This window comes from Pseudoalteromonas sp. CuT4-3 (assembly GCF_035666335.1).
In the GTDB taxonomy this organism is placed as follows: Bacteria; Pseudomonadota; Gammaproteobacteria; order Enterobacterales; family Alteromonadaceae; genus Pseudoalteromonas; species Pseudoalteromonas atlantica.
In genome coordinates, this window is record NZ_CP142030.1 from 2,553,835 (window position 1) to 2,577,016 (window position 23,182).

13 protein-coding genes are annotated in these 23,182 nt (G+C 40.1%); 11 read left to right on the plus strand and 2 right to left on the minus strand.

The annotated features are described in order from the left end of the window. Positions 1-30: 30 nt before the first annotated feature. Complete coding sequence (gene bcsE / locus VOI46_RS11775) at positions 31-1,653, minus strand: cellulose biosynthesis protein BcsE (protein WP_004588342.1); 1,623 nt, start codon at positions 1,651-1,653, stop codon at positions 31-33. 114 nt (positions 1,654-1,767) lie between these two features. Here bcsE and bcsR point away from each other — a divergent pair, with 114 nt between their 5' ends. The 10 genes from bcsR to fahA all read left to right on the plus strand — a co-directional run bounded on the left by bcsR (position 1,768) and on the right by fahA (position 19,970). Then, positions 1,768-1,947 (plus strand): BcsR/BcsP family cellulose biosynthesis protein, encoded by a 180-nt coding sequence (gene bcsR, locus VOI46_RS11780; RefSeq protein WP_004588341.1) that lies wholly within the window; start codon positions 1,768-1,770, stop codon positions 1,945-1,947. A 31-nt stretch (positions 1,948-1,978) separates the two neighbouring features. Further along, positions 1,979-2,692 carry a cellulose biosynthesis protein BcsQ gene (bcsQ, locus tag VOI46_RS11785; RefSeq protein ID WP_004588340.1) on the plus strand — a complete coding sequence of 238 codons (714 nt, stop codon included), beginning with the start codon at positions 1,979-1,981 and terminating at the stop codon, positions 2,690-2,692. Positions 2,693-2,694: 2 nt separating this feature from the next. Further along, positions 2,695-5,364 carry a UDP-forming cellulose synthase catalytic subunit gene (gene bcsA / locus VOI46_RS11790; protein ID WP_004588339.1) on the plus strand — a complete coding sequence of 890 codons (2,670 nt, stop codon included), beginning with the start codon at positions 2,695-2,697 and terminating at the stop codon, positions 5,362-5,364. Beyond that, complete coding sequence (gene bcsB / locus VOI46_RS11795; protein WP_004588338.1) at positions 5,357-7,603, plus strand: cellulose biosynthesis cyclic di-GMP-binding regulatory protein BcsB; 2,247 nt, start codon at positions 5,357-5,359, stop codon at positions 7,601-7,603. The genes bcsA and bcsB overlap by 8 nt, the downstream gene beginning before the upstream one ends. Next, positions 7,603-8,730 carry a cellulose synthase complex periplasmic endoglucanase BcsZ gene (bcsZ, locus tag VOI46_RS11800; protein WP_004588337.1) on the plus strand — a complete coding sequence of 376 codons (1,128 nt, stop codon included), beginning with the start codon at positions 7,603-7,605 and terminating at the stop codon, positions 8,728-8,730. The genes bcsB and bcsZ overlap by 1 nt, the downstream gene beginning before the upstream one ends. Further along, entirely contained in the window at positions 8,721-12,539 is a 3,819-nt protein-coding gene (locus VOI46_RS11805) for a cellulose synthase subunit BcsC-related outer membrane protein (protein WP_004588336.1), read from the plus strand. Before bcsZ ends, VOI46_RS11805 begins: the two co-directional genes overlap by 10 nt. A 245-nt stretch (positions 12,540-12,784) precedes the next feature. Continuing rightward, positions 12,785-14,278 (plus strand): peptide MFS transporter, encoded by a 1,494-nt coding sequence (locus VOI46_RS11810; protein WP_039972292.1) that lies wholly within the window; start codon positions 12,785-12,787, stop codon positions 14,276-14,278. A 145-nt stretch (positions 14,279-14,423) separates the two neighbouring features. Next, a complete protein-coding gene (locus VOI46_RS11815) occupies positions 14,424-17,171 on the plus strand; it encodes a metallophosphoesterase (RefSeq protein WP_004588334.1) in 2,748 nt (915 codons plus the stop codon). 308 nt (positions 17,172-17,479) lie between these two features. Further along, positions 17,480-18,526, plus strand: a complete 1,047-nt coding sequence (gene hppD, locus VOI46_RS11820; protein ID WP_004588333.1) for a 4-hydroxyphenylpyruvate dioxygenase — start codon at positions 17,480-17,482, stop codon at positions 18,524-18,526. A 130-nt stretch (positions 18,527-18,656) separates the two neighbouring features. Continuing rightward, the gene (fahA, locus tag VOI46_RS11825; protein WP_004588332.1) at positions 18,657-19,970 is read left to right on the plus strand and encodes a fumarylacetoacetase; all 1,314 of its coding nucleotides are present in this window, start codon (positions 18,657-18,659) and stop codon (positions 19,968-19,970) included. A gap of 116 nt (positions 19,971-20,086) precedes the next feature. On the opposite strand, the gene putP is transcribed toward fahA, so the two are convergent. Continuing rightward, entirely contained in the window at positions 20,087-21,565 is a 1,479-nt protein-coding gene (putP, locus tag VOI46_RS11830) for a sodium/proline symporter PutP (RefSeq protein ID WP_004588331.1), read from the minus strand. 334 nt (positions 21,566-21,899) lie between these two features. Here putP and VOI46_RS11835 point away from each other — a divergent pair, with 334 nt between their 5' ends. Further along, a complete protein-coding gene (locus tag VOI46_RS11835) occupies positions 21,900-23,126 on the plus strand; it encodes an HDOD domain-containing protein (protein WP_004588330.1) in 1,227 nt (408 codons plus the stop codon). Positions 23,127-23,182: the final 56 nt, after the last annotated feature.

Genomic DNA, 23,182 nt, shown 5'->3' on the forward strand with positions numbered 1-23,182 from the left:
AAATTGCTGTAATCAATAATTGATTAATACTCATACGTTACTCTTTATAGCCATTTTGAACGGCACGGCATCTGCGCGCTCGTTTTTAGTAAACTCTGGTGTTTCTAAATTAGTTGCAACACTTGCATCTATTTTTTGCGAAAATTTATAGCTGTCATTCTCTGTTAATTGGGCAGAGTAATCGGTTATATCTTGGCCCGCATAATAACGCCTAAGCTGTTTACATTCTTGCTGAATATAAAAATGATCGGAAATAATATTTTGCTGCGCAAAAAAATCGTTTGTTTCTAATTTAAACAAGTGCTTTATCGCATTGTTTACATCATTTTCGCGACACGCATGTAAATACAAATACACGGTGTTTTCTACCAAACTGAATACGTCACCTTCTCGCTTTATATGAAATAAATGCAAAGGGTGGATTGGGTCAATCCGAGGCAAAAGCTCTAATTTAACCAACACCCCGCTTACCCCTAAATTTACAGCTGAGTCGCTGTGAACTTCTACCTGTTTGGTAAATTCTATAAAAGGCAGGTAACCTTTAGAAAAGGTATTTTCGGTAAATTGAAGTACATGTTCAATAGAAGGCGGTAACGGTCTTGAAAATTGAAACCCTTGAATTGACTGCACCTGTGAGAGCAACCTAGAAGGCTCTGAAAAACTATACAAAATTAGATTAACACCTAAGGTCAAAAATAAGCATTCATCTTGATGGCGGATCACCCCATCAACGTTCTGAATCACTAATTTAAGCCAGCGACCACAGTTTTTTCTCAGCTCAAAACATTGCTTGGCAAGCAGGGCTAAATCGGTATAGCGCGAAACTGCAAATACCAATGTTGCCGCCTCTAATTTAGGGCCTTTAGAAAAAAGCGCATTGTTGTCTTTTATTATTTTATATTTTGCAGGAAGCTTGGTCCCTTCAGGAATAGCTCCTTGTACAATCCACACGTCGTCTTCATCTGCAAATACACCCGATGTTGAGGTTTGTTGTTCCGTAATACTATTTTGCTGCACTTTAAAGCAGCCATTTTCAATCATTAATGGATACTGTACAGAGGCGATGATACCTGTACTGTGATGCCAATAATCGTACTCTAGTACGCGCACTGTTGAATCATTTTCAACATATACCAACCCGTCGAGGTCCGAATTTAACCGCCTTAATAAAAAGCGATAGTTAGTCACCTCAGGGCCAGAAACTAAAAATAAAACGGTCGCTCCTGATTGTGTACTAAATTTTTTATAGGTCTGAACACTTTGCATCAGTTGCTTTTGATCCAATGAGGCTAAATCAGTCGTACTAAAGTGAACAATGACCAATGCGTTATTTAGCTGTTTATAAGCATTTAGCTCTTTTAGGGTGTTGTTAATTATTTGTTGCTTTGGCCAGTCACGCGTATCTGCCGAAAACCTAAACGGATGCACTTTGTGTTGGTCAAATGCATGATTTAATGCATCGCTAAAAGGGCCTTCAAAAAATGTTTCTATTTGAGAAGAAACAATATAAATATCAGAGGTTGAGGGTTTATTAATTGCATGTAATGCCAGTTCAGTAGCAAAATTGTCTAAAGGGGCTAAAATTGCATATAACGATGCAGGTTTTAGCTCTGCAGCAGAGGGCTGCAAGCCTGAAATGTTAAAGTTTTGCACTGAATTTAGCCTATAAAAAATACTTTTTTACTAGTTTTACCCGCTATTCTATATATAATAGACAAATATTGTCCACTTTAAATAAAAATAATAAACTTCACTATAAAGGCAACAATGCGTAATTTAACGACAAAAAGCTCTGAAACCTTAACATCAAATGACATTGAGAACCTTGCACGGCGTTTTGGCGGCAAAAGTGAAGATTACGTTGAAATTGTTAATAAACAAAAAAATAAACAAACAATAGAAAAATACGCATTACTGAACGAAATACACCGTGCAGTAAATGCGTAAGTAGTAATTGAAACGACAAGTAAACAACCCCTTGCAAAGAATTTTTCTAAAAGGCATTAAAGGCGGCACTGGCGCTACTTCTATGGTTGCCAACTTAGCCTGCGTATTAAAAAAGTCGGGCTCTGACGTTATTGCTATAGATTTAGATTCTAAAAGCGATTTGGGCCTGCACTTTGGCCTGCCTTGGCAGTACAACCACGGCTGGAGTAACGAGCAGGACTTTGAACAAGCCCTTGAGCACTTTCATCAAGATAGTGATGGCATAGTGTTTTTACCTTTTGGCGATAAAAGTGTTAGTACCGCCGCGCTATTCGATTTTATAAACAATTGCAATAAACTGGATTATAACAATAATGCTTGGCTTCTTTTTGATTGCCCTGCACATATTGATATCACCCACTATCCGCTCGATAAGAACGACATAGTGATTGAAATAGTTAATTGTGATGCTATTTGCCACAGCTTAATTTATAAAAAACTACAAACGTTAAAACACACTGACAACCAGTGGAAACACTTCTTTTTAGTCAATCGTTATAACTCTGCATCAACACTTGAGTTTGACCTGTTTTCTTTGTGGCAATCTACCTTGCCGCTTATGGCGCCTTTTTTTATAAATAGTGATGAAGTAATTAAAGAGTCTACAGCCTATAGAAATGTAGCGCTTAATTGTGCGCCTTACAGTGTTGCTAACGATGACTTTGAAACACTTGCCGGCTGGCTTGTAAGTAAATCGGCCCTGTAGTTATGAGCTTTTCTTTATTTTATAAGCGCCCAATACACAGTACTTTGTATTTACTGTTAAGCATTATTTTTACTGAAAAACTTGTACGTTATATTTTATTTAAGTTTCATAGTTATTTTAACCAGCACAAAGTAAACGTAATAGAAGCCTTTTTAATGCCTTTTATTACGCTGATTAGTTCATTGTTTATCAATATAAAAGACCACAAAATTAACTTTGAACTTATTTTATATGATTACTACCCGCACCTTCGTTTGCCGTACCGCACGTTTATTTATTCAAATATTTTGCGCTTTATCATTCAAAGCGTTTATTTGTTATTTTTTAAATACAAACCTAAAAATAACTCTGTAAGGGAACGGCTATCAAATCAGTTTTATAATGGGGTAAGTTATTCACTTAAACAGTTGCGTTGGTTTGACTTAAAGCTAGGTAGATTACTAAAGCGTTTGTTATCAAAAAACGTTAAGGGTTCTAAAAAAAGTGCTTTTAAAACCATGGCTGACGCTAAGATATGGCAAAATAAACTAATAAAATATGTGGTTGTAGCCTTTATATTGTTTTTACTGGCTATTTTTATAACCATTCCGTTTAGCCTAGAAGCGCAAGCCGTGTTTATTAGTTTTATTTTGATAGTGGCATACGGGCTCAAGCGCGTTAAAGGGCAAATGGCCACCATTGTAATGATCACCCTATCGGTAACCACTTCATCGCGTTATTTATGGTGGCGCTACACAGAAACCCTCAATTGGGATGACCCTGTTGCGCTTACGTTAGGCGCAGGCTTGCTGCTGGCAGAAACCTATGCGTGGCTAGTGCTCATTTTAGGCTTTTTTCAAACTATAAACCCCCTTGAGCGTAAACCTGTTCCGTTGCCAGAAAACACCGACTTATGGCCAACAGTCGATGTATATATTCCTACTTATAATGAACCATTAAGCGTTGTACAACCTACCACGCTTGCGGCGATGAGCATTGATTGGCCTGCTGATAAGCTCAACGTGTATATTCTTGATGATGGCAAACGCCCTGAGTTTAAAGAATTTGCTCAAAAAGTGGGGGTGGGTTATTTAACACGACCCGATAATAACCACGCTAAAGCCGGTAATATGAATAGCGCCATGCGCTACACTAACGGCGACTACATTGCTATTTTTGACTGCGACCACGTACCTGCCCGCTCATTTTTACAAATGACCATGGGGCAATTTTTAAAAGACAGCAAAGTATGTTTAGTGCAAACACCGCATCACTTTTTCTCAGCAGACCCGTTTGAGCGTAATTTAAATAACCACAGCCAAATCCCTAATGAAAACATGCTTTTTTATGGCTTGATCCAAGATGGTAATGACATGTGGGACGCCACCTTCTTTTGTGGCTCATGCGCTGTTTTAAAACGTGAAGCACTCGACAATATTGGTGGCTTTGCATTTGAAACGGTAACCGAAGATGCCCACACTGCACTGCGTATGCAACGTGCCGGTTATAAAACCGCTTATATAAATATCCCACAAGCTGCAGGCCTTGCCACCGATAGCCTCTCTGCACATATTGGCCAGCGTATTCGTTGGGCTCGGGGTATGGCGCAAATATTTAGGCTCGATAACCCAATTTTAGGTAAAGGGCTCGATATACCACAGCGCCTGTGCTACTTAAACGCCATGCTGCACTTTTTATCGGGCATTCCGCGTATTGTATTTTTAACCGCGCCACTGGCACTCATATACTTTAATGCTTACATTATTTATGCGCCGTTTTTAGCTATTTTTATTTATGTAGTGCCTACACTCATACAAATAAAAGCGACCAACTCACGAATTCAGGGTAAATATCGCTACTCTTTTTGGGGTGAAGTGTATGAGTCTGTTCTTGCGTGGTACATATTAAAGCCTACAACCGTTGCGCTAATAAACCCTAATAAGGGTAAGTTTAACGTAACAGAAAAAGGCGGCTTAAATGATAAAGAACATTACGATTGGGGTATATCTAAACCCTACTTGGTACTTTTACTCATAAACTTAGTTGGCATGCTTGTAGGTGTTTTACGCTTAGGCTTTGGCGATCCGAGCCAAGTGGGCGTTTTGTTAATCAGCATGGGCTGGGCAATTTATAATATTATTATTTTAGGCGCTGCGGTAGCCGTTGCTGCAGAAGCTAGGCAAGTAAGGCAGTCACACCGTATTAAGGCAAACTTTCCGGCGGGCGTGCGCTTAGCAAATGGGCATACGTTAAAAGTTAAAATAACCGATTACTCTGATAATGGGGTAGGCATTGAAACAGAGCACGCTCATTTATGCCGAGTAAACGACAAAATAGAGCTATTAATGAGCCGCGGTAATAAACAGTTTTCGTTTACAACGTATGTATGTAACACCCGAAACAAACAAATAGGCTTAACGTTAAAAGATCTCTCGCTCGAAAAGCAAAAAGCATTTATACAGTGCACCTTTTCAAGAGCGGATGCGTGGCTTGACTGGCAAAATAATTTTCGTCATGACCGCCCTTCATATAGCTTTAAAGAAGTACAAAAAACAAGTTTAAGAGGATTTAGCAATTTATTGTTTCATGCTCCTAAGCCATTACAACCCTTTGTAAAACTAATGACAAAAATTGTTGTATATATAAACTCTTTCACCCCTAAAAAACCAATAGTGCATAATAATTATGATTAAAAATTTGCTTAATACATTTCTAATACTGTTTTTAACATGCAGTGCTTACAAAGCATGTGCTATTGAGCCAATGCACGATAAATCTGTGTTTATAAATGGCTACCCAGAAAGCGCCAACGTGTCTAGTTTAAGATTAGACTTTGCTGCTTTAGGCTTTAATGGCTACAAGCTTGATGGCATTAACAACAACTCAAGAGTGGATTTTACCAACCGCATTGATAAATTAAGCACCGATTTACAGCTTAATTTTTCGTACACAAACTCGCCATCATTGATTGCTAACGTGTCGCATTTAAAAGTGTATTTTAATGAAAACTTAGTCACTGTACTGCCCATAAATGAGCAACTAAGTGTGGTTAAAAATACCGTTAACCATAGCCTAAAACTCAATGCTAAGTATGTACAAGACTACAACCAAGTACGGTTTGAGCTTGTTGGTTATTATGATTTACGTTGCCAAGATTACTTTAGCCGCTCTATTTGGACCGAAATTAATAAATCGAGCAATATTACGCTCAACCAAAAACAACTGGCAATAGATAGCCGTTTAGAATATTTACCAGAGCCCTTTTTTGATGCCAAAGATTACAATAAGTTAAGCTTACCGTTTGTGTTTGCAAAAACACCTAACTCCAAAACGATTGAAGCGGCTGCGACTCTTTCAAGCTGGTTTGGCGCGCAAGCTGACTGGCGTGGTGCTGATTTTCCGGTGGTGATTAACAAATCATTAGATACGCACAGCGTGGTTTTTATTACCAACGATTCAAAGCCTGACTTTTTAAAAGACTATCCCGATGTGGAAAAGCCAACCGTTGAGATTATTTCAAACCCACTACATAGATACAGCAAAATGTTGCTTATTTTAGGGCGTGATGAAGACGATTTAAAAACCGCCGTCACGGGATTGGCCTTTGGCCATAAAGTCATGACCGGCAGAACAGCTAGCATAGAAGCAATTAACCAACTACCGCTTCGCAAGGCGTACGATGCCCCGCGCTGGTTACGCGCTGATAGAGCAGTACACTTTGACGAATTAATTGATTTTGACAATCAGCTACAAGCACAAGGGTTAAATAACGGACCCGTAAAATTAAACGTGCGTTTTGCTCCAGATTTATTTACTTGGCGTGAAAAAGGCATCCCCATTACATTGCAATATCGCAGCACACCCGAGAGCGAGTCTTTGGACTCTCGGTTAAATATGTTGATTAATCAAAAATTTATTAGTGGATATTTGTTAGATAATGACGACTCTGCACTCAATACTACAAAAACATTATTGCCACTTATTGCCAATACCGATACTACACAAAACGCAGAAAACTTTTCACTGAATGGCATAAACTTAGCCACTCGGAACGAGCTAAACTTTGATTTTCGATTTGGTGTGCTGAAAAAAGGTGAGTGTGCAATAGCACCACCTGGTGGTGAGTTTGGTGTTATTGATGGTAATTCTAATATTGATGTAAGTGGCTTTGATCATTACATTGCCCTGCCAGATTTAAATGTATTTGCGAACAGTGGCTTCCCGTACACCAAATATGCCGATTTACAGCAAACACTTGTACTAATTGACCAGCAGCCTTCTGCAAAAGCGTTAACTTTGCTGTTTAATCTTACCGGTCATTTTGGCGCAATAACGGGGTATCCAACCCACAGAATGACAGTGGCCCATTTAAATGAAAATGTTGATTTAGACGACAAAGATATTTTAGTTGTTGCAAAGCCTGGCAGCACAGCTCAGCAACTAGATGAAGATGCGCATACAAACGTACTTTTAACGAATAACCAACGTGAAATAAAGCAAGCAATTTACAACGGTGCATACGATGAGCAAGCCACAGATAAAATACAAGTGAGTGTAAGAAGTAGCGGAGATATGGCGGTAATTACAGCTTATCAATCTCCTTTTGATTCTGAACGCTCTGTTGTATCACTTAATGCCACCACTGAAAAAGCATTTGGCTTAATTGATAAAACCCTTATGGACTCGCAAACATTAAGCCAATTAAAAGGCAGTGCTGCGGTTATAAACTCACAAGGCGTTAAAACAATAAAAACCGAAGAGCAATACTTTGTTGGTCATATTCCTGTACATACGCTGGTGTGGTTCCATTTATCTGACCATCCATTTATTTTAGCCCTGCTTTCTATATTAACGCTGTTACTAATTTCATTTATTTTATGGCGATTACTACAAGCACTCACCCATAAGCGTTTAGCTGAAGGAGATGAATAATGACATTACTTAACCGAGCATTATTAGTAGCCGCTTTTTTAAGTTTTTCTGTGTCAGCGCAAACGCAGCAGTGCGAGCCTTGGCAGGGGTGGCAAGTATTTAAAAATCACTTTATTAGTGATGAAGGCCGCGTAATAGACCTAGGCTCAAAACAAAATATTACCACCTCAGAGGGCCAATCATACGCGCTATTTTTTGCGCTAGTAGCAAATGATAAAGCCGCGTTTGATAGCATTTTAGATTGGACGCAAGACCATCTCTCTGAAGGCGATTTAAGTACACGTCTGCCTGCGTGGCAATGGGGTGAAACAGGCAATGATACCTATGGGATTATAGACTCAAACCCAGCATCAGATTCTGATTTATGGATAGCATATAGTTTATCGCAAGCAGCTATTTTATGGGATGACCGCCGCTATAGTATTTTAGCTGCTGTATTAGCGCAGCGTATTATGCGAGAAGAAACCGCCTATATTTCAGGGTTAGGGCTTACTTTATTACCCGCCCCTGCTGGGTTTGAATTTGAAAATAACACCTATAAACTCAACCCTAGTTATTCACCGTTATTTATTTATCAGCAATTTAGCAAATTATACCCGCACTCACCTTGGCAGCAATTACATGAAGCGTCTGCAAAGCTTATTTTGGATACCGCTAAAAACGGAGTTAGCCCTGACTGGGTGATGTATAGCCCAGCAAAAGGTTTTTATTACGATAAAAAAGCAACCGATTTAGGCAGTTTTAACGCCATTAGGGTTTACTTATGGGCCAGCATGATGGCGAACGATGCGCCATACAAAGCACAACTAAGCGAGCAGTTTACCCCTTTTGTAGAGGCTATAAACAGCCGTGGCTATGTCCCTTTAAATACCTATGCGCGCTCTGGCAAAACCCAAAAGCGTGGCCCATTAGGCTTTAATGTTGCCCTACTGCCCATGCTAAAAGAAAATGGCGATGATTCTTTGGTTATGGCCATTCAACAAAAGTTAATGGTCGATAAGTCATTCACACAAACACGCTATTACGACAGTGTATTAAACCTGTTTGGTAGTAGCGCGCTTAATAAGCGCTTTTTAATAACAGCAGACGGGACGCTCAAGCCAAGGTGGAGCACTGAATGTCGTTAAAATGGGCTGTTGTTTGTACGTTAGCAGTCAGCGCAAGTGTGCATGCTAAAACAAATAATGACATTGATACACACTCTGTTGAGTGGCTTTTAAGCCAAATCAATATTGGTGAAGTGCAAGAAAATAAAGATTTAATTGCCGATAGCTTACAAAAGTTATTGGCCATTGCCCCTAATCGAATAGAAAGCCAGTGTGCGCTTGCTCGTTTTGAGTTTGCCGATGGTAAGGCTATACAAGCAAATCAAATTTTAAGAAAAATTGACGGTAACAACACACGTACCCACCCTTGTGTAGAACAGTTACGATTAATTGCTAGATTAGAAAACGAAGACAAAGCAGATATACAACAAGCTAAATTACTTGCCCGTGCGGGACGTTACGAACAAGCGCGATTAATTTACAGCAGGCTTTTTAAAAACACCTATCCAAGCTTAGCGTTTGAGCTCGAGCACTTAAGTTGGTATGCACAAGAGCAAAGCCAATGGAAAAATGTAAAAAAAGGCTACGAAAGGCTACTACGCAGTTACGAGAACATCGGCGCGGTAGATATTGCATATGCGCGCCACTTACTCAGAAATAACCCCATTGATAGCACCGCGCTAACTATTTTAAGTAAATATGGTGCCACCTCTCGCTACAGTAATGAAGTAGAAACAATCTGGTTAGGTGCTTTATCTAACATGCAATTAAATAGCGCTACAGAAAAACAATTTCAGCGCTACTTTAGCGTGTATCCGTTTAGCAGCAAAGGCGAATTACAGTATCAAGATTTCAAAAAAGATTTAAAAGCGCGACAAAAATTATTAGCTAACCCGGCCTACCAACTATGGCTTAAAGGTGAGGCGTTACTTGAAAAAAACAAGCTCGTTGCCGCAGAGCCGCTTTTACTAAAAGCGCTCAAAGGGCGCCCTAACGATGGCGCAATTATGCGCAGCCTTGGCACCCTTTATTTGCGTATGGGTAAAAATCAAACGTCTTATAATTATTTTACTAAAGCGTATTCGCATACCGCCGACTTTGCCGAGCGAGAAACGCTAAAAGACTTAGCCACCACGGCAAAGTTTTGGCTTTACATACGCCAAGCTAAAGAAGCCATTAATAATAGCCAGTTTAAAACGGCGTTGCTTAAATTAAATTTAGCCGACACACTTGAGCAAGACCCTGCTAGCGTTTTGTATAACCGCGGATTGTTACTATTTGCTCAAGGTAATTATTCACAAGCGGCCGCTATTTATCAAACCGTGTTAAAAAATGATCCGCTTAATAATGGCGCTCTAACAGGGTTATTAGAAATTGTTGAATTGGATAACAATGAGCAGTCGTTAATCAAGTTTTATAATGCTTTATCTCAGTCTCAAAAAGCACAACTTAAACCTGTGTATTCGGCAACGTTAAGTAGCCAGCTTCGCGAAAAAGCACGCCAATATAGTGATGCAGGCGATACAGAGCTTGCTGAGCAAACCTTAAAAGAGGCTATTGAACTGGCCCCTGAGCAGCCTTGGCTTTATTACGATTTAGCGTTTATTTATCAACAAAACGGGTTAACTCAAAAGGCAAAAACGTTATTTAATAATGTGCTTTGGCAGTTTCCGCTCAATCCACAGTTACGTTATAGCCATGCTTTATTTTTACGCTCAATTGATGATTATCAAGGCGCTTTAAACACCTTAGAGTATGTGCCGGTTAATGATCGAAATGACGACATAATTTCTCTTGAGCAACAGCTTAGGCTCAACGAGTCTCTTCGACAAAGCGAGCGACACTTAAATACCAAAAATAGAACCACGGCTATTTTTCATTTAAGTAATTTAGAAGCGCAAAATTTAACTCCAGTAATGAAAGCCGAGCTATCGCGTAGCTGGTATCAAATAGATGAGAAAAAACACGCTCTAAAGTTAATTAATAATGCATTAAATACCGAGCCTACTTTATCACCTTATTGGCATATGCTTTACGCGCAGTGGCTATTAGAACAAAACGAGCGCCCTTCTGTAGCGCAATGGTTTTCTCATTACAGCTTGCCTAATAATGCAAGTGCTGGCGAAGTAGAACAGTACGTCAATTTATACACCACGTATATTAATCAGTATTACGAAGGTGGCGAATTATTAGCAAAGCTTAACCAGCTTGATCAAAAGTACCAAAGTACACCCGCCATCACCACGGCATTAATAAATGCTAATTTAGCTCTGGGGCAGCAAGAGTCAGCAATTATTGTTTATCAGCAAAAACTGAAAAACAATCAGCCAATTGAACCTCAAGCAATGCTTGCAATAGCTAAAGCTTACAGAGAATTAGGTAACGACTTTCAGGCAAAAGAAGTTACTGAGCGCGCAATAACGCAAACAGATGATCAGCAAGCCTACTTACAACGCCAAATAATGGCCTCGTTAAATGACTTTAATTACGCAGGTGATGCTTTAGTTTTAGCCAATCAATTAATTGCTAAATCACCCAATGATAAAGAGCTTAGTTATTTGGGCGCTGAAGTTGCTCGAAATTTTAATGAACAAGACCAAGCTAAGCAATGGTATTTAAAAACGCTATCAAGCGAGCAACGCCTAAACGATGAATCGTTTTACAAACAAATTGCTCGCATAGATGAAAATGATGCGTGGTATATTAATGGCGCTAAGCGCGAGCTTATAAATGAGCAAAGCAAAAACCAAGCATACATTGCTATTGGGGTAAACTTTAGTGGCCAAACAAGCACCGAAAGCGAGGCAACTCTTGGCGCAGGCTTAGTACCTATTGAGGCCTACTTTCCACTTTGGCAAGGCCAAGGGTTTATTAAAATAGACCCAACCACTATTAGCGCACAAACAACTCGCTTTGATGAGCAATTTGCTGGTAGCCGCTACGGCCAAGGTGCACTTTGTATATTTACCTGTACTATTGATGAAGTAAGCCCTGAGCAAGATGGGGTCGACATAGGTATTGGATGGCAAAATGAAAATTGGCGTGTTGATGTAGGCACGACCCCACTTGGCTTTTTAATTGAAGACATAGTATGGGGTGTAAATTACGCCAACAGTATTGGCGACTTTGGTTATAGCCTAGAGTTCGAAAAACGCCCAGTAACAAGCTCCGTGCTCTCTTATGCTGGGCTTGAAGATGTAAATACCGGTGAAATTTGGGGCGGCGTGCGCTCAACAGGCCTAACTGCCAACCTATCTCATGACTTAGGTGGCGATTGGGGCTTTTGGTCAAGCGCCGACTTTACGCTCTATAAAGGGAAAAATGTTAAAGATAACCAACGCTATAGAGTAATGGGCGGGTCTTATTATCGCGTTATTAGTAATCAAGAACGCGAGTTTACCGTCGGCGCAAGTCTATTACATTGGGCATATCAGTATAATTTAAGTGAAGAAACATGGGGCCACGGCGGTTACTATAGCCCACAAAACTACGTTGGGTTGTCGGTGCCTTTAAGCTACGATGCGCGCTGGGGCGATGATTTTGTTTATCGCTTAAAAACGGGGATTTCGTATTCGCAAACAAAAACCCAAGCCATTGATTTTTATCCTAACGATACAGACTTGCAGCTACAAGCCTACGATAGAGAATCGATTACCGGGGTAGACCCAGTATTTGAGAGTGATGACAGCTCTGGCGTGTCATACAATCTTGAAGGGAGCTTTGAGTATCGTATAACGCCACATTGGTTTTTTGGTGGTTATTTAGCCATCGATCGCGCTGACTTTTACGAACCAAACTTTGGCCAGCTCTATATTCGCTATTACTTCAATCCTGTGTACGGGACGTTAGAGTTTCCTGGCACCCCAATTATTCCCTATGCAGACTTTTAACGCAGTGCAAGGTGATACATCGCGAATGCTTCCCCTCGCACTAAGGTATATGTATACTTGAGCGCAATTGTAACTAGGATAAGGGTGTGTCTCTTACCTTGTGGTGTTACTACCATTTAGCAAATCATTATCTTAGCTACAAATAATATACAGATGGTCGAGCGTTTTAGTGCCCCATGGCACAAAACAGCTAAAGCAAAAAATTATAAGGCCATTACAACAATTCTTAAAGTTAGGAAGTAAATATGAGTTCAGCTCCAGATAGTGGTTGGTTTGGCCACCCTAAAGGACTTTCGACATTGTTCTTCACTGAGATGTGGGAACGAATGAGTTACTACGGCATGCGAGCGATGCTCGTATTGTTTATGACAGCAAGCCTACAAGAAGAAGGCCTTGCCTTTACTGTTGCATCAGCGGCTGCAATCTACGGTTTATACACAGGTGCCGTTTATTTCTTAGGCTTACCGGGTGGTTGGCTAGCGGATAGATTATTCGGTGGTCAAAAGGCCGTATGGTACGGCGGTATCATCATCATGTGTGGCCATATTATTTTGGCCGTGCCTCATGAGTATTCATTTTTTATTGGTTTGATCTTTGTTGCTACAGGTACTGGTTTGCTAAAACCAAATATCAGCGCAATGGTAGGCCAGTTATACAGCGATGCTGATGAGCGCCGTGATGGCGGTTACGCTATATACTACATGGGTATTAACTTAGGTTCTTTAATTGGTTACTACGTATGTGGCTACTTTATGGAAAACGTAGGTTGGCACTGGGCATTTGGTGCAGCTGCTGTGGGTATGGCTATTGGCTTAATCCAATATAAGCGCACGCTTAACAATCTACCAGAGCACAGCGCTTTGCCTGCTAACCCATTAAGCGCTAAAGGTGCATCTCGTGCATGGTTTGGTATTGCTGCTTTTGTTGTTATCGCCGCTGGTGTGACCGCTGCAGCAATGACGGGCGCAATTATTATTAACCCAACTGTTTTAGCAGGCTACACAGCTGTTGTGTTTACTATTATATTCTTTATTTATTTCGGGGTTATTTACTTTACAGGTAAATTAACAGCGGGCGAAAAACAAAGAATGTGGGCACTATTTTTAGTGTGTGTTGCCTCTGCGTGTTTTTGGTCTGGCTTTGAGCAAGCGGGTTCATCACTTAACTTATTTGCCCGTGATTACACAGATCGCCTTATTGGTACTTTTGAAATTCCAACAACATGGTTCCAATCTTTAAACTCACTATTTATTATTGCTTTATCGCCATTTTTCGCCGCGCTTTGGATTAACTTATCTAAAAAGATGGTATCGCCGACTTACAGCGTAAAATGTGCAATGGGCTTAATTATTATGGCTTCGGGCTTTTTAGTTATGTTTATGGCCGCTCACTACGCAGCTGAAGGCTTAAAAGTAGCGCCATACTGGCTGGTAACAACCTACTTTTTACATACAGTGGGTGAGCTTTGTTTAAGCCCTGTAGCATTAAGTGCGGTAAGTAAACTTTCGCCACGTCGTTACACAGGCCAAATGATGGGTGTATTTGTATTAACTTATTCAATTGGTAACATTATTGCTGGCTTACTAGCTGGTAACTTTGATCCAAATAACGTTGAAGAAATCCCTAACTTATACTTACAAATTGCCTTATTTAGCATTGGCGTAGGTATTGTTTTAGTGCTTATGAGCTTTAAAGCGAAAGTATGGGAAAAACAAGGCCTAGAAGAAAAAGCTGCATAATATTGCACGTTTAATTACGCGTAATACTATTTATAATTTCCCCCATAAGCGCTATGGGGGAAATTTTCTCAAATTTCTATATCACCTCGCTGTAAACTGGTATCATCTGCTGATTAATTTTTAACTAGTCTCAGGGACGCAGTACATGCGCTTGTTAACTTTATCTCACACCCTATTTTTAACCTTAAGCATTGTTTTTTTATCTGCATGCGGTGGTTCAGACGATCAAGTTACAACTACCCCTAATGATCCCGTTGAGCCTGAGCCTAGCGAGTTAACAGTATCTACAACTACAGGTTTAGATGTCAGCCTTGATGAAGGAAGCTTTTTACTGACTGTACCTGCCAATGCAGTCTCTCAAAACACTGAGCTTACCTACGAAAAAACAGTATTAGATGATGCAAATGCACTACTAAATATTATCTCAGATATACACCTACTCACCCCAAGTACGCTTTCTTTTAGTAACCCAATAACAATTACCATAAAAATACCTGATGATTACCAATTAGGTGGCCAGCTATTTATTGCTAGACAATCTGGCGATAGCTGGGCGGTTATTGATAACTCTTTTGTTGCAGATGGTTTTGTAAGTGCGCAAGTAACAACACTAGGAACCTTCGCTATTATGATGCAGCGCAATGAGGCCTTTGCTGCTATAGGCCCAACGTGTGATGCCACAGCCACAGAGCAATCGGTTAGATTTGTTCATGTTGCCGACCTACATGCGCGATTTGGTTATGAGGAGCAATACTTTAGCCGTATAAAGGCCTACTACAATCAAGCACTTGCCCAAACGCCGCATACCCTTTTTACCAACGGGGGGGATGACTACGAAAAAGGCACTGTTGCTGAGCAACTATCACAAGGTAGCGCTACAGAAGAAGCCATTAAGGCCATGAAGTTTGATTTACGTGTGGTAGGAAATCACGACTACGCATGGGGGCCAGAAAAGTTATTAAGCTACTCGCAAGATGATAACGCCATAGTACTTGCCAGTAATACACGCTATGAAGGCGAACAATTACAAGACTTTGCCGCTGTAGGCTTTGCTAAAGTACAAGTAGGCTGTGTGACCTTAGGTGTATTTGGTATGACCTCAGTACCTTGGAACGAGCTAGATGAACCGATAGACGATGAGCCTATACCTGATTTTATCAAACAATTTAAAATGAGCTGGCAGTGGCAACAAATAGCACAAAGTATAGTAAACCAATACCAAGACGATGTTGACTACATGGTAATGCTAAGCCATTTAGGTGAAGGCTTAGACATTGATATGGCAACCGATGTAAGCGGTATTGATTTAGTGTTAGGCGGCCATACTCATGGCGGTGAAAGTTATAATACGCTCGAGAACGGCGCTGTGGTTATTCAGCCAGATTTTTACGCCAAAGGCATCACCGATGTTACTCTTACGTTTAACTTGCAAGATAAAACATCGCCAACAATAGATTACAGCACCATTGAAACTGACAGCATTAGCGAACGTGATGAACCAACTAAGCTGGCAATTGATGAAATTATGGGCCGCTATGCGCCTGATGCAAACACAGAAATTGCTATTTCTGAAAACTACCCAAGTAGTTTAGAACTTGCAGAAATAACGGCTTTAGCTGCAGCCCATGCAAGTGATATAACGGCGGCCATGCTTAACCCAGAATTAGTACAAACGAGGTGGACACCAGGGACCTTAACACAAGAAGACTTTCATAAAGCCTACTATGTTGAGCGCCAGCCCTCTAACACTCCGGGCTTTAATTCGTTATATAGCGTAACGGTTACAGGTAGCGATTTAAACACCATGTTTGCCAATCAGCCAGATTGGTTTTTACTCAAACCAGATGATATACAAGCTGCGAGCACTTACCAGGTTGCGTTATTTAAAGGCGCAGCACTTAATCCTGAGCTATTTTTTAGCGGTGTTACCTTTTCAAACGTAGAAGCCATTGACGAAGCATGGTGGTTACTTGATCAATATGCGCGTTTTAGAACAAGCCAGTGCTTATACCTAGATACCGATAATCAACTCTTTTCATGTAATGAGCAAAGCAATGTCACAGTGTGGAATTTTGACGATGCAAATAGCCCTTTGGCAGCAGATTATGGCCCTTCAGTATTGAGCTATTTTGACCCAGAACAAACAAACTGGGGCCCTGAAGAAACGCAATATAATACAACTCAAGCACTTGGTATTGCTGATTTTGCTGATGGCAGCTCTGGTGTAATGGCGTTTTCACGCCACGCCCCTACCGAGGGGTTATTAATAACCTTAAATACACCTGCCAATGGTGATTATGCAAGTGAAGGAATGGTTTCTGATTACACCTTAGTAATGGATTTATATTGGCCAGAAGAAGGCAAAGATATTTATCGCGCTATCATGCAAGCAAACACACAAGATTACCTCACTGATGATGCCGATATGTTTATCGACCCAACCGGCGGTTATGGTAAATCAACCAGTGATAGTGGTTACTTTGGACAAACAGAGCCTGAAAACTGGCACCGAGTTGCATTTGTATTTTATACCGCCCCCAGTAATGGGGTATTTGAAGTGTACATAGACGGCGAGCTTGCTGGTGTTAAACAAGACGGTGAAATAAATAACACCTGGGCATTAACGTCATCTGTTTTACTCTTTACAGATAACAACTTTGAAACAGTGCCCGGTTATTTAAACGCCCTTTTATATGCTGGGCGCGCCCTGACTCGAGACGAAATTAAAAGCATGGGCAGCGCACAATCAAAGCTGACATTTACCCCTACAACACGGGTATTAAACCAAGCTATTGAGCGCCATTACCAAGCAGCTCCAACCGTAACACCTAATCTTTGGCTCGAGCAGCGCAACACGTTTTTTAACAATCGCACACAAAGTGTAAACAATTAAATACAAAAAACATTACGTAGCTACATTTTTAAAAGAGGTTTTATTTTTATAAAACCTCTTTTTTATTCATTTATATCAATATCTTAAACTTTAATAAACGAAAAGCATCAAGCTAATACATGCTCGTTTACCCTAAAACGTAAGGTATAAACCTATTGACTAAGTAAACGTCTTATTAAATTTACAGTTTGCTCGAATGCTAAATCTGCTCCCCCTCTTCCCCAAACTTAAAATCTAGTTGATTATCTAGCTCAACACGACAACAACACATAATCGCAGTAGCAATATTTATTGCAGGAGTAATAAAAATGAGTGAAGCAAATAATCCACTAGGTTTAGTTGGTATTGAGTTTACTGAATACGCAACACCTGATGCAGACTACATGGATAAAGTGTTTACTGATTTTGGTTTTTCAAAATTAAAAAAATTTAAAGGCAAGGATATTGTCTATTACAACCAAAACGACATTCACTTTTTACTAAATAACGAACGCGATGGTTTTTCTGCTGAATTTGCAAAAAGTCATGGCCCAGCAATTTGCTCTATGGGTTGGCGCGTTGAGGATGCACAGCATGCATTTGAAACAGCTGTAGCACGTGGTGCAAAACCCGCAACCGACTCAACCCATAAAGACTTACCTTATCCCGCCATTTACGGTATTGGCGATAGCCTGATTTACTTTATTGAGCAATTTGGTGATAAAGGGTCTATTTATGAGTCTGACTTTGAAGATTTATCATCACCTAATGTAGTTGAAGATAAAGGCTTTATACGTATAGATCACCTAACTAATAACGTTTACAAAGGCACTATGGAAACATGGGCAAACTTTTACAAAGACGTGTTTGGTTTTACAGAAGTACGCTATTTCGATATTAAAGGTCAAAAAACAGCGCTGCTATCGTATGCATTAAAATCACCCTGTGGCACCTTCTCAATTCCTATTAATGAAGGTAAAGGCAATAACAACAACCAAATTGACGAGTATTTAGGCGAATATAATGGCCCTGGTGTACAACACCTCGCGTTTTTAACTGACGATTTAGTTAGCTCGCTTGATAAGCTTGATAAATCGACCATTGCTACTTTAGACATTATTCCTGAGTATTACGACACTATTTTTGACCGTGTACCGTGGGTTGCAGAAGATAAAGAAAAAATTCGCGAGCATCAAATATTAGTCGATAGCCAAAGTGAAAACTGCTACCTATTACAAATTTTCTCTAAAAACCTATTTGGACCTATTTTTATAGAAATGATCCAACGTGTAGATGATGGTGGTTTTGGTGAAGGTAATTTCCAAGCATTGTTTGAGTCAATTGAGCGAGACCAAGAGCGCCGCGGCGTTTTATAACTTTTTTGAGTAAATTAAAAGCAGCGATCTTCGCTGCTTTTTGTCGTTTTAATATTTAAAAAGTAGGGTGCAAGATACAAGTATGCTTAAATAAATGCATGCACCCAACATCAAACCTAAAGGATAAGTAATGAGCCAAATTAACGAAACCCACGACATTAATTTAACTAGCTGGGTAGAGTCGGCCAATATTAAAGGCTGTGATTTCCCGATTCAAAATTTACCTTTTGCAGAATTTCGTACTAAAAACACAAATGAAGAATTTAGAGGCGGGGTTGCTATTGGCGATCAGGTTATTGATTTAGCAAAATTGAGCCACTTAAACATTTTTACCGGTGATGCTAAAACAGCCCTAGATGCAGCAAGCGAATCAACACTAAATACATTTATGGGTTTAGGGGAGCAATACTGGTCAGCACTGCGCTTAGCGCTTTCAAAAGCATTGCGTGAAGGCGCACAGCAACAAAAAGAAATGCAAAGTACCCTTATTGCTCAAGCTGATATAGAGTTTTCACTGCCGTGTCGTATTGGTGATTACACCGACTTTTATACCTCAATTTACCATGCAACAGCCGTTGGTAGCTTGTTTAGACCAGACAACCCGCTTTTACCAAACTATAAATGGGTGCCGATTGGCTATCATGGCCGCTCTTCTTCTATTGATGTATCGGGGCAAACGTTTCACCGCCCTAAAGGGCAAACTAAAGCGCCCGATGCAGATACCCCATCATTTGGCCCATGTAAGCGCCTAGATTACGAGTTAGAGCTCGGTATTTACTTAGGCAAAGGCAATGCGCTGGGTGATGCTATCGCCATTGAAAACGCTGAAAACCATGTATTTGGTTTTTGTGTATTTAATGATTGGTCAGCACGTGATTTACAAGCATGGGAATACCAACCATTAGGCCCGTTTTTAGCTAAAAACTTTGCATCAACCGTATCGCCTTGGATTGTCACCACTGAAGCACTTGCACCTTTTAGAACTAGCTGGACACGTGATGAAAACGACCCTCAGCCAATGCCGTACCTAGAATCTGCCGCTAACCGCGAGCAAGGTGCATTTGATATTCAAATGGATGTTAAAATTCAGACTCAAAAAATGCGTGATGAAAACCACCAACCTACGCAGGTCTCTACCTCAAGCTTCAAACATTCATATTGGACTGTGGCGCAAATGGTGACCCATCATACTGTAAATGGCTGTAACTTTATGCCAGGTGATATGCTCGGCTCTGGCACGCAGTCAGGCCCTACACATGAAGAAGCGGGCTCTTTATTAGAGCTTTCTCGTGGTGGTAAAGAAAAAATAACCCTGAGTAATGGTGAGCAACGCAGCTTTTTAGAAGATGGCGATAACGTAATTATGCGCGGCTGGTGTGAAAAGCCAGGCTATGCCCGTATTGGCTTTGGTAGTGTAGAAAGCACAGTATTACCTGCTAAATAACTTATTGGTTATTGATATGTCCTAAATAAGCAAACACATTTGAGGACAACACATAGCAAATAAAAAAGCCACCTAGTTAAACTAGGTGGCTTTTTCGTATCTAAAGTACGGGTTGATTAAAGGTCTTTTTCAACCTCATCAAATAGCGCAGTAATATTTTGCGCTGGCTCTTTCGTCGCTAAGCTTACAACTACAATTGCAATACTTGCTAAAATAAAGCCTGGTACAATTTCGTACATGTAACTGCTTAAGCTTTGCCCATCAATCATAAATGGTGAGTAAATCCAAAACAGAACCGTACCAGCACCTACAACCATACCTGCTAGTGCGCCTTCAAAGTTCATGCGTTTCCAGTACAGGCTAAATAAAACCAGTGGGCCAAATGCCGCACCAAAACCTGCCCATGCATTACTTACTAAGCTTAATATTGAGCTGTCTCTATCGTACGCTAAGTAAATAGCACACAAAGCGACTGCTGCTACACTAATACGCCCTACAGTAACAAGCTCTGTGTCGCTTGCTTCTTTGCGTAAAAACGTTTTGTAAAAATCTTCAGTTAACGAACTTGAGCTAACAAGTAACTGCGAAGAAATTGTACTCATGATTGCAGCTAAAATAGCCGCCAATAAGAAACCAGCAATTAATGGGTGGAATAATAACTCAGAAAGAATTAAGAAAATGGTTTCTGGGTCTTCAACAACAATGTTGTTTTCGTAAGTGTACGCGGCACCAAATAAACCAGTACCCACAGCACCAATGGCTGCAACTATCATCCATGTCATACCAATACGGCGAGCCGTTGGCATATCTTTTACGCTACGCACCGACATAAAACGTACAATAATATGAGGTTGACCAAAGTAGCCCAAGCCCCACGCCATTGCCGAAATAATCCCTAATGCAGAGCCTGCACCTATCCAATTAAGCATATCGGGGTTAACGCTATGTAGCGTTGACTCTAGCGGTTGATCTAATAAAGAGTAAGCAACGGTCGGTACCAGTATCAAGGCAATAAACATAATACAGCCTTGCACAAAGTCAGTTAAGCTAACTGCTAAGAAGCCACCAAATAAGGTATATAAAACAACAACACCAGTGGTGATGTATAAACCCATTTCGTAACTTAAGCCAAACGAGCTTTCAAACAATTTACCGCCTGCTACAACACCTGATGATGTATAAAGCGTAAAGAACACAATAATTACTACCGCAGAAACTACACGTAAAAGGTTTGATTTATCATTAAAACGATTAGAGAAGTAGTCTGGGATTGTGATTGAGTCGTTCGCTTTTTCAGTGTAAACACGCAAACGAGGCGCAACTAAAAAGTAGTTTAACCACGCACCAATAACCAAGCCTATTGCTATCCATGTGCTACTAAAGCCAGTAACGAACATAGCGCCAGGTAAGCCCATTAAAATCCAACCGCTCATATCCGATGCGCCAGCAGATAATGCTGCAACACTTGGAGATAAGCTACGTCCACCTAGCATATAACCCGATACATCACTTGTAGACTGTTTGTATGCATAAAGTCCAATGCCAAGCATGACTATAAAATACAATGCCAGTGAAATAATCATTCCTGTTTCCAAATTCGCCTCCACAAAGTTGTATAAAACAGGCTTTTAATCCTAATAATGACTCTTAAAATATTATAATAAAGACACTATTGGGGTAAAAACCATCCGTCTTGACTATACCATGCTTAAAGGTGATAACTCCAACTTGTTACACTGAAGTGAACAAAAAACAGCCGTATTGACTATTTAACCCTCAAACACCCGATATACGGTAAATTTATTTACATATATAGCTAATATTTAATAACAATTCATTAAATCAATAATAATTACCTAATGCTATTTCGAACGTTTTGCCATATATTATAGCCATTGCTAATAATTATTATTTTGTACGGAACTATTTATGTATTTTTATGCTGCACGCCAACCTATTTTAGACCGCGAAAAGGAGCTTGTTGGATACGAGTTATTATTTCGTGATGGCGTTGATAATGTATTTCCAGACATAGACGGTGACGAAGCAACAACTAAGCTAATCGAAGGGAGTCAGTTTAATTTTGGCTTAGAAGATTTAACTGGCAACAAACCCGCCTATATTAACTTTACCCTAGAAACCTTACTTAAAGGTTACCCTACTATGTTAGGGAAAGAGACGGTCGTTGTAGAAATCCTTGAAACAGTGCAACCAGGTAAGCGCTTACTGGCTATTGTTAAAGATTTAAAAGAAAAAGGCTACACCCTAGCGCTTGATGATTACATTCACCAACCAGTATGGCGCCATTTTTACCCGTTTATCGATATTTTAAAAATAGACTTTTTAACCACTGATGAAAATGCAATAAAAACCATAATTAACGATATTAAAGCCTATCCACACATCAAGCTTTTAGCTGAAAAAGTAGAAACCTATGAAGCCTATAATTTAGCTCTTGAGCTTGGGTTTGAATATTTTCAGGGGTTCTTTTTTTCAAAGCCTGAAATGGTACAAAGTAAAGCACTGCCGCCATCAGAAATGGCATTAGCAGAGCTGCTTTACGAAACCTCATCTGTTGAAATGGATCTTAAAAAGATAACCGATGTGTTTGAACGTGACGTAAATCTATCTTACAAGTTATTGCGTTATTCAAACTCAGCTGCGTTTGCGCGCAGAGCAGAAATAAACACAATTAAACAAGCACTCATCGTCCTTGGCGCTAACGAAATTAAAAAGCTGTTATCTTTGTTATTTGCAGCGCAAGTTTCTGCCGATAAACCTGTTGAGCTAATTAGGCTTTCGCTAACACGTGCACGATTTGGCGAACTACTTGCTATTTCACACGGGCAGTTTAAAGATACCGGTATGGCCTTTTTAACTGGCATGATGTCGCTTATGGACGCTATTTTAGATGAAACCATGGAAAGCGTTATGCAAAAGCTCCCGCTGTCTGCAGAGATAAAAGCTGCGCTATTGAATGACGAAGGCCTGCTTGCTCAGTATCTAAACTTGGTTAAGTTTTATGAGCACGCAGATTGGGAAGCCGCCAACGAAATTGCTAAACAGTTAAATTTAGGCGAAGAAGTTGCCAATGCATACCATGACGCCTTAACGTGGGTTAATGAGCAAATGCAGCTGATGGTTAAAGAACAATAAACATTAGAGCTTATTTATTTAAGCTCAAAATACACATAAAAAATGCCAGCAATTGC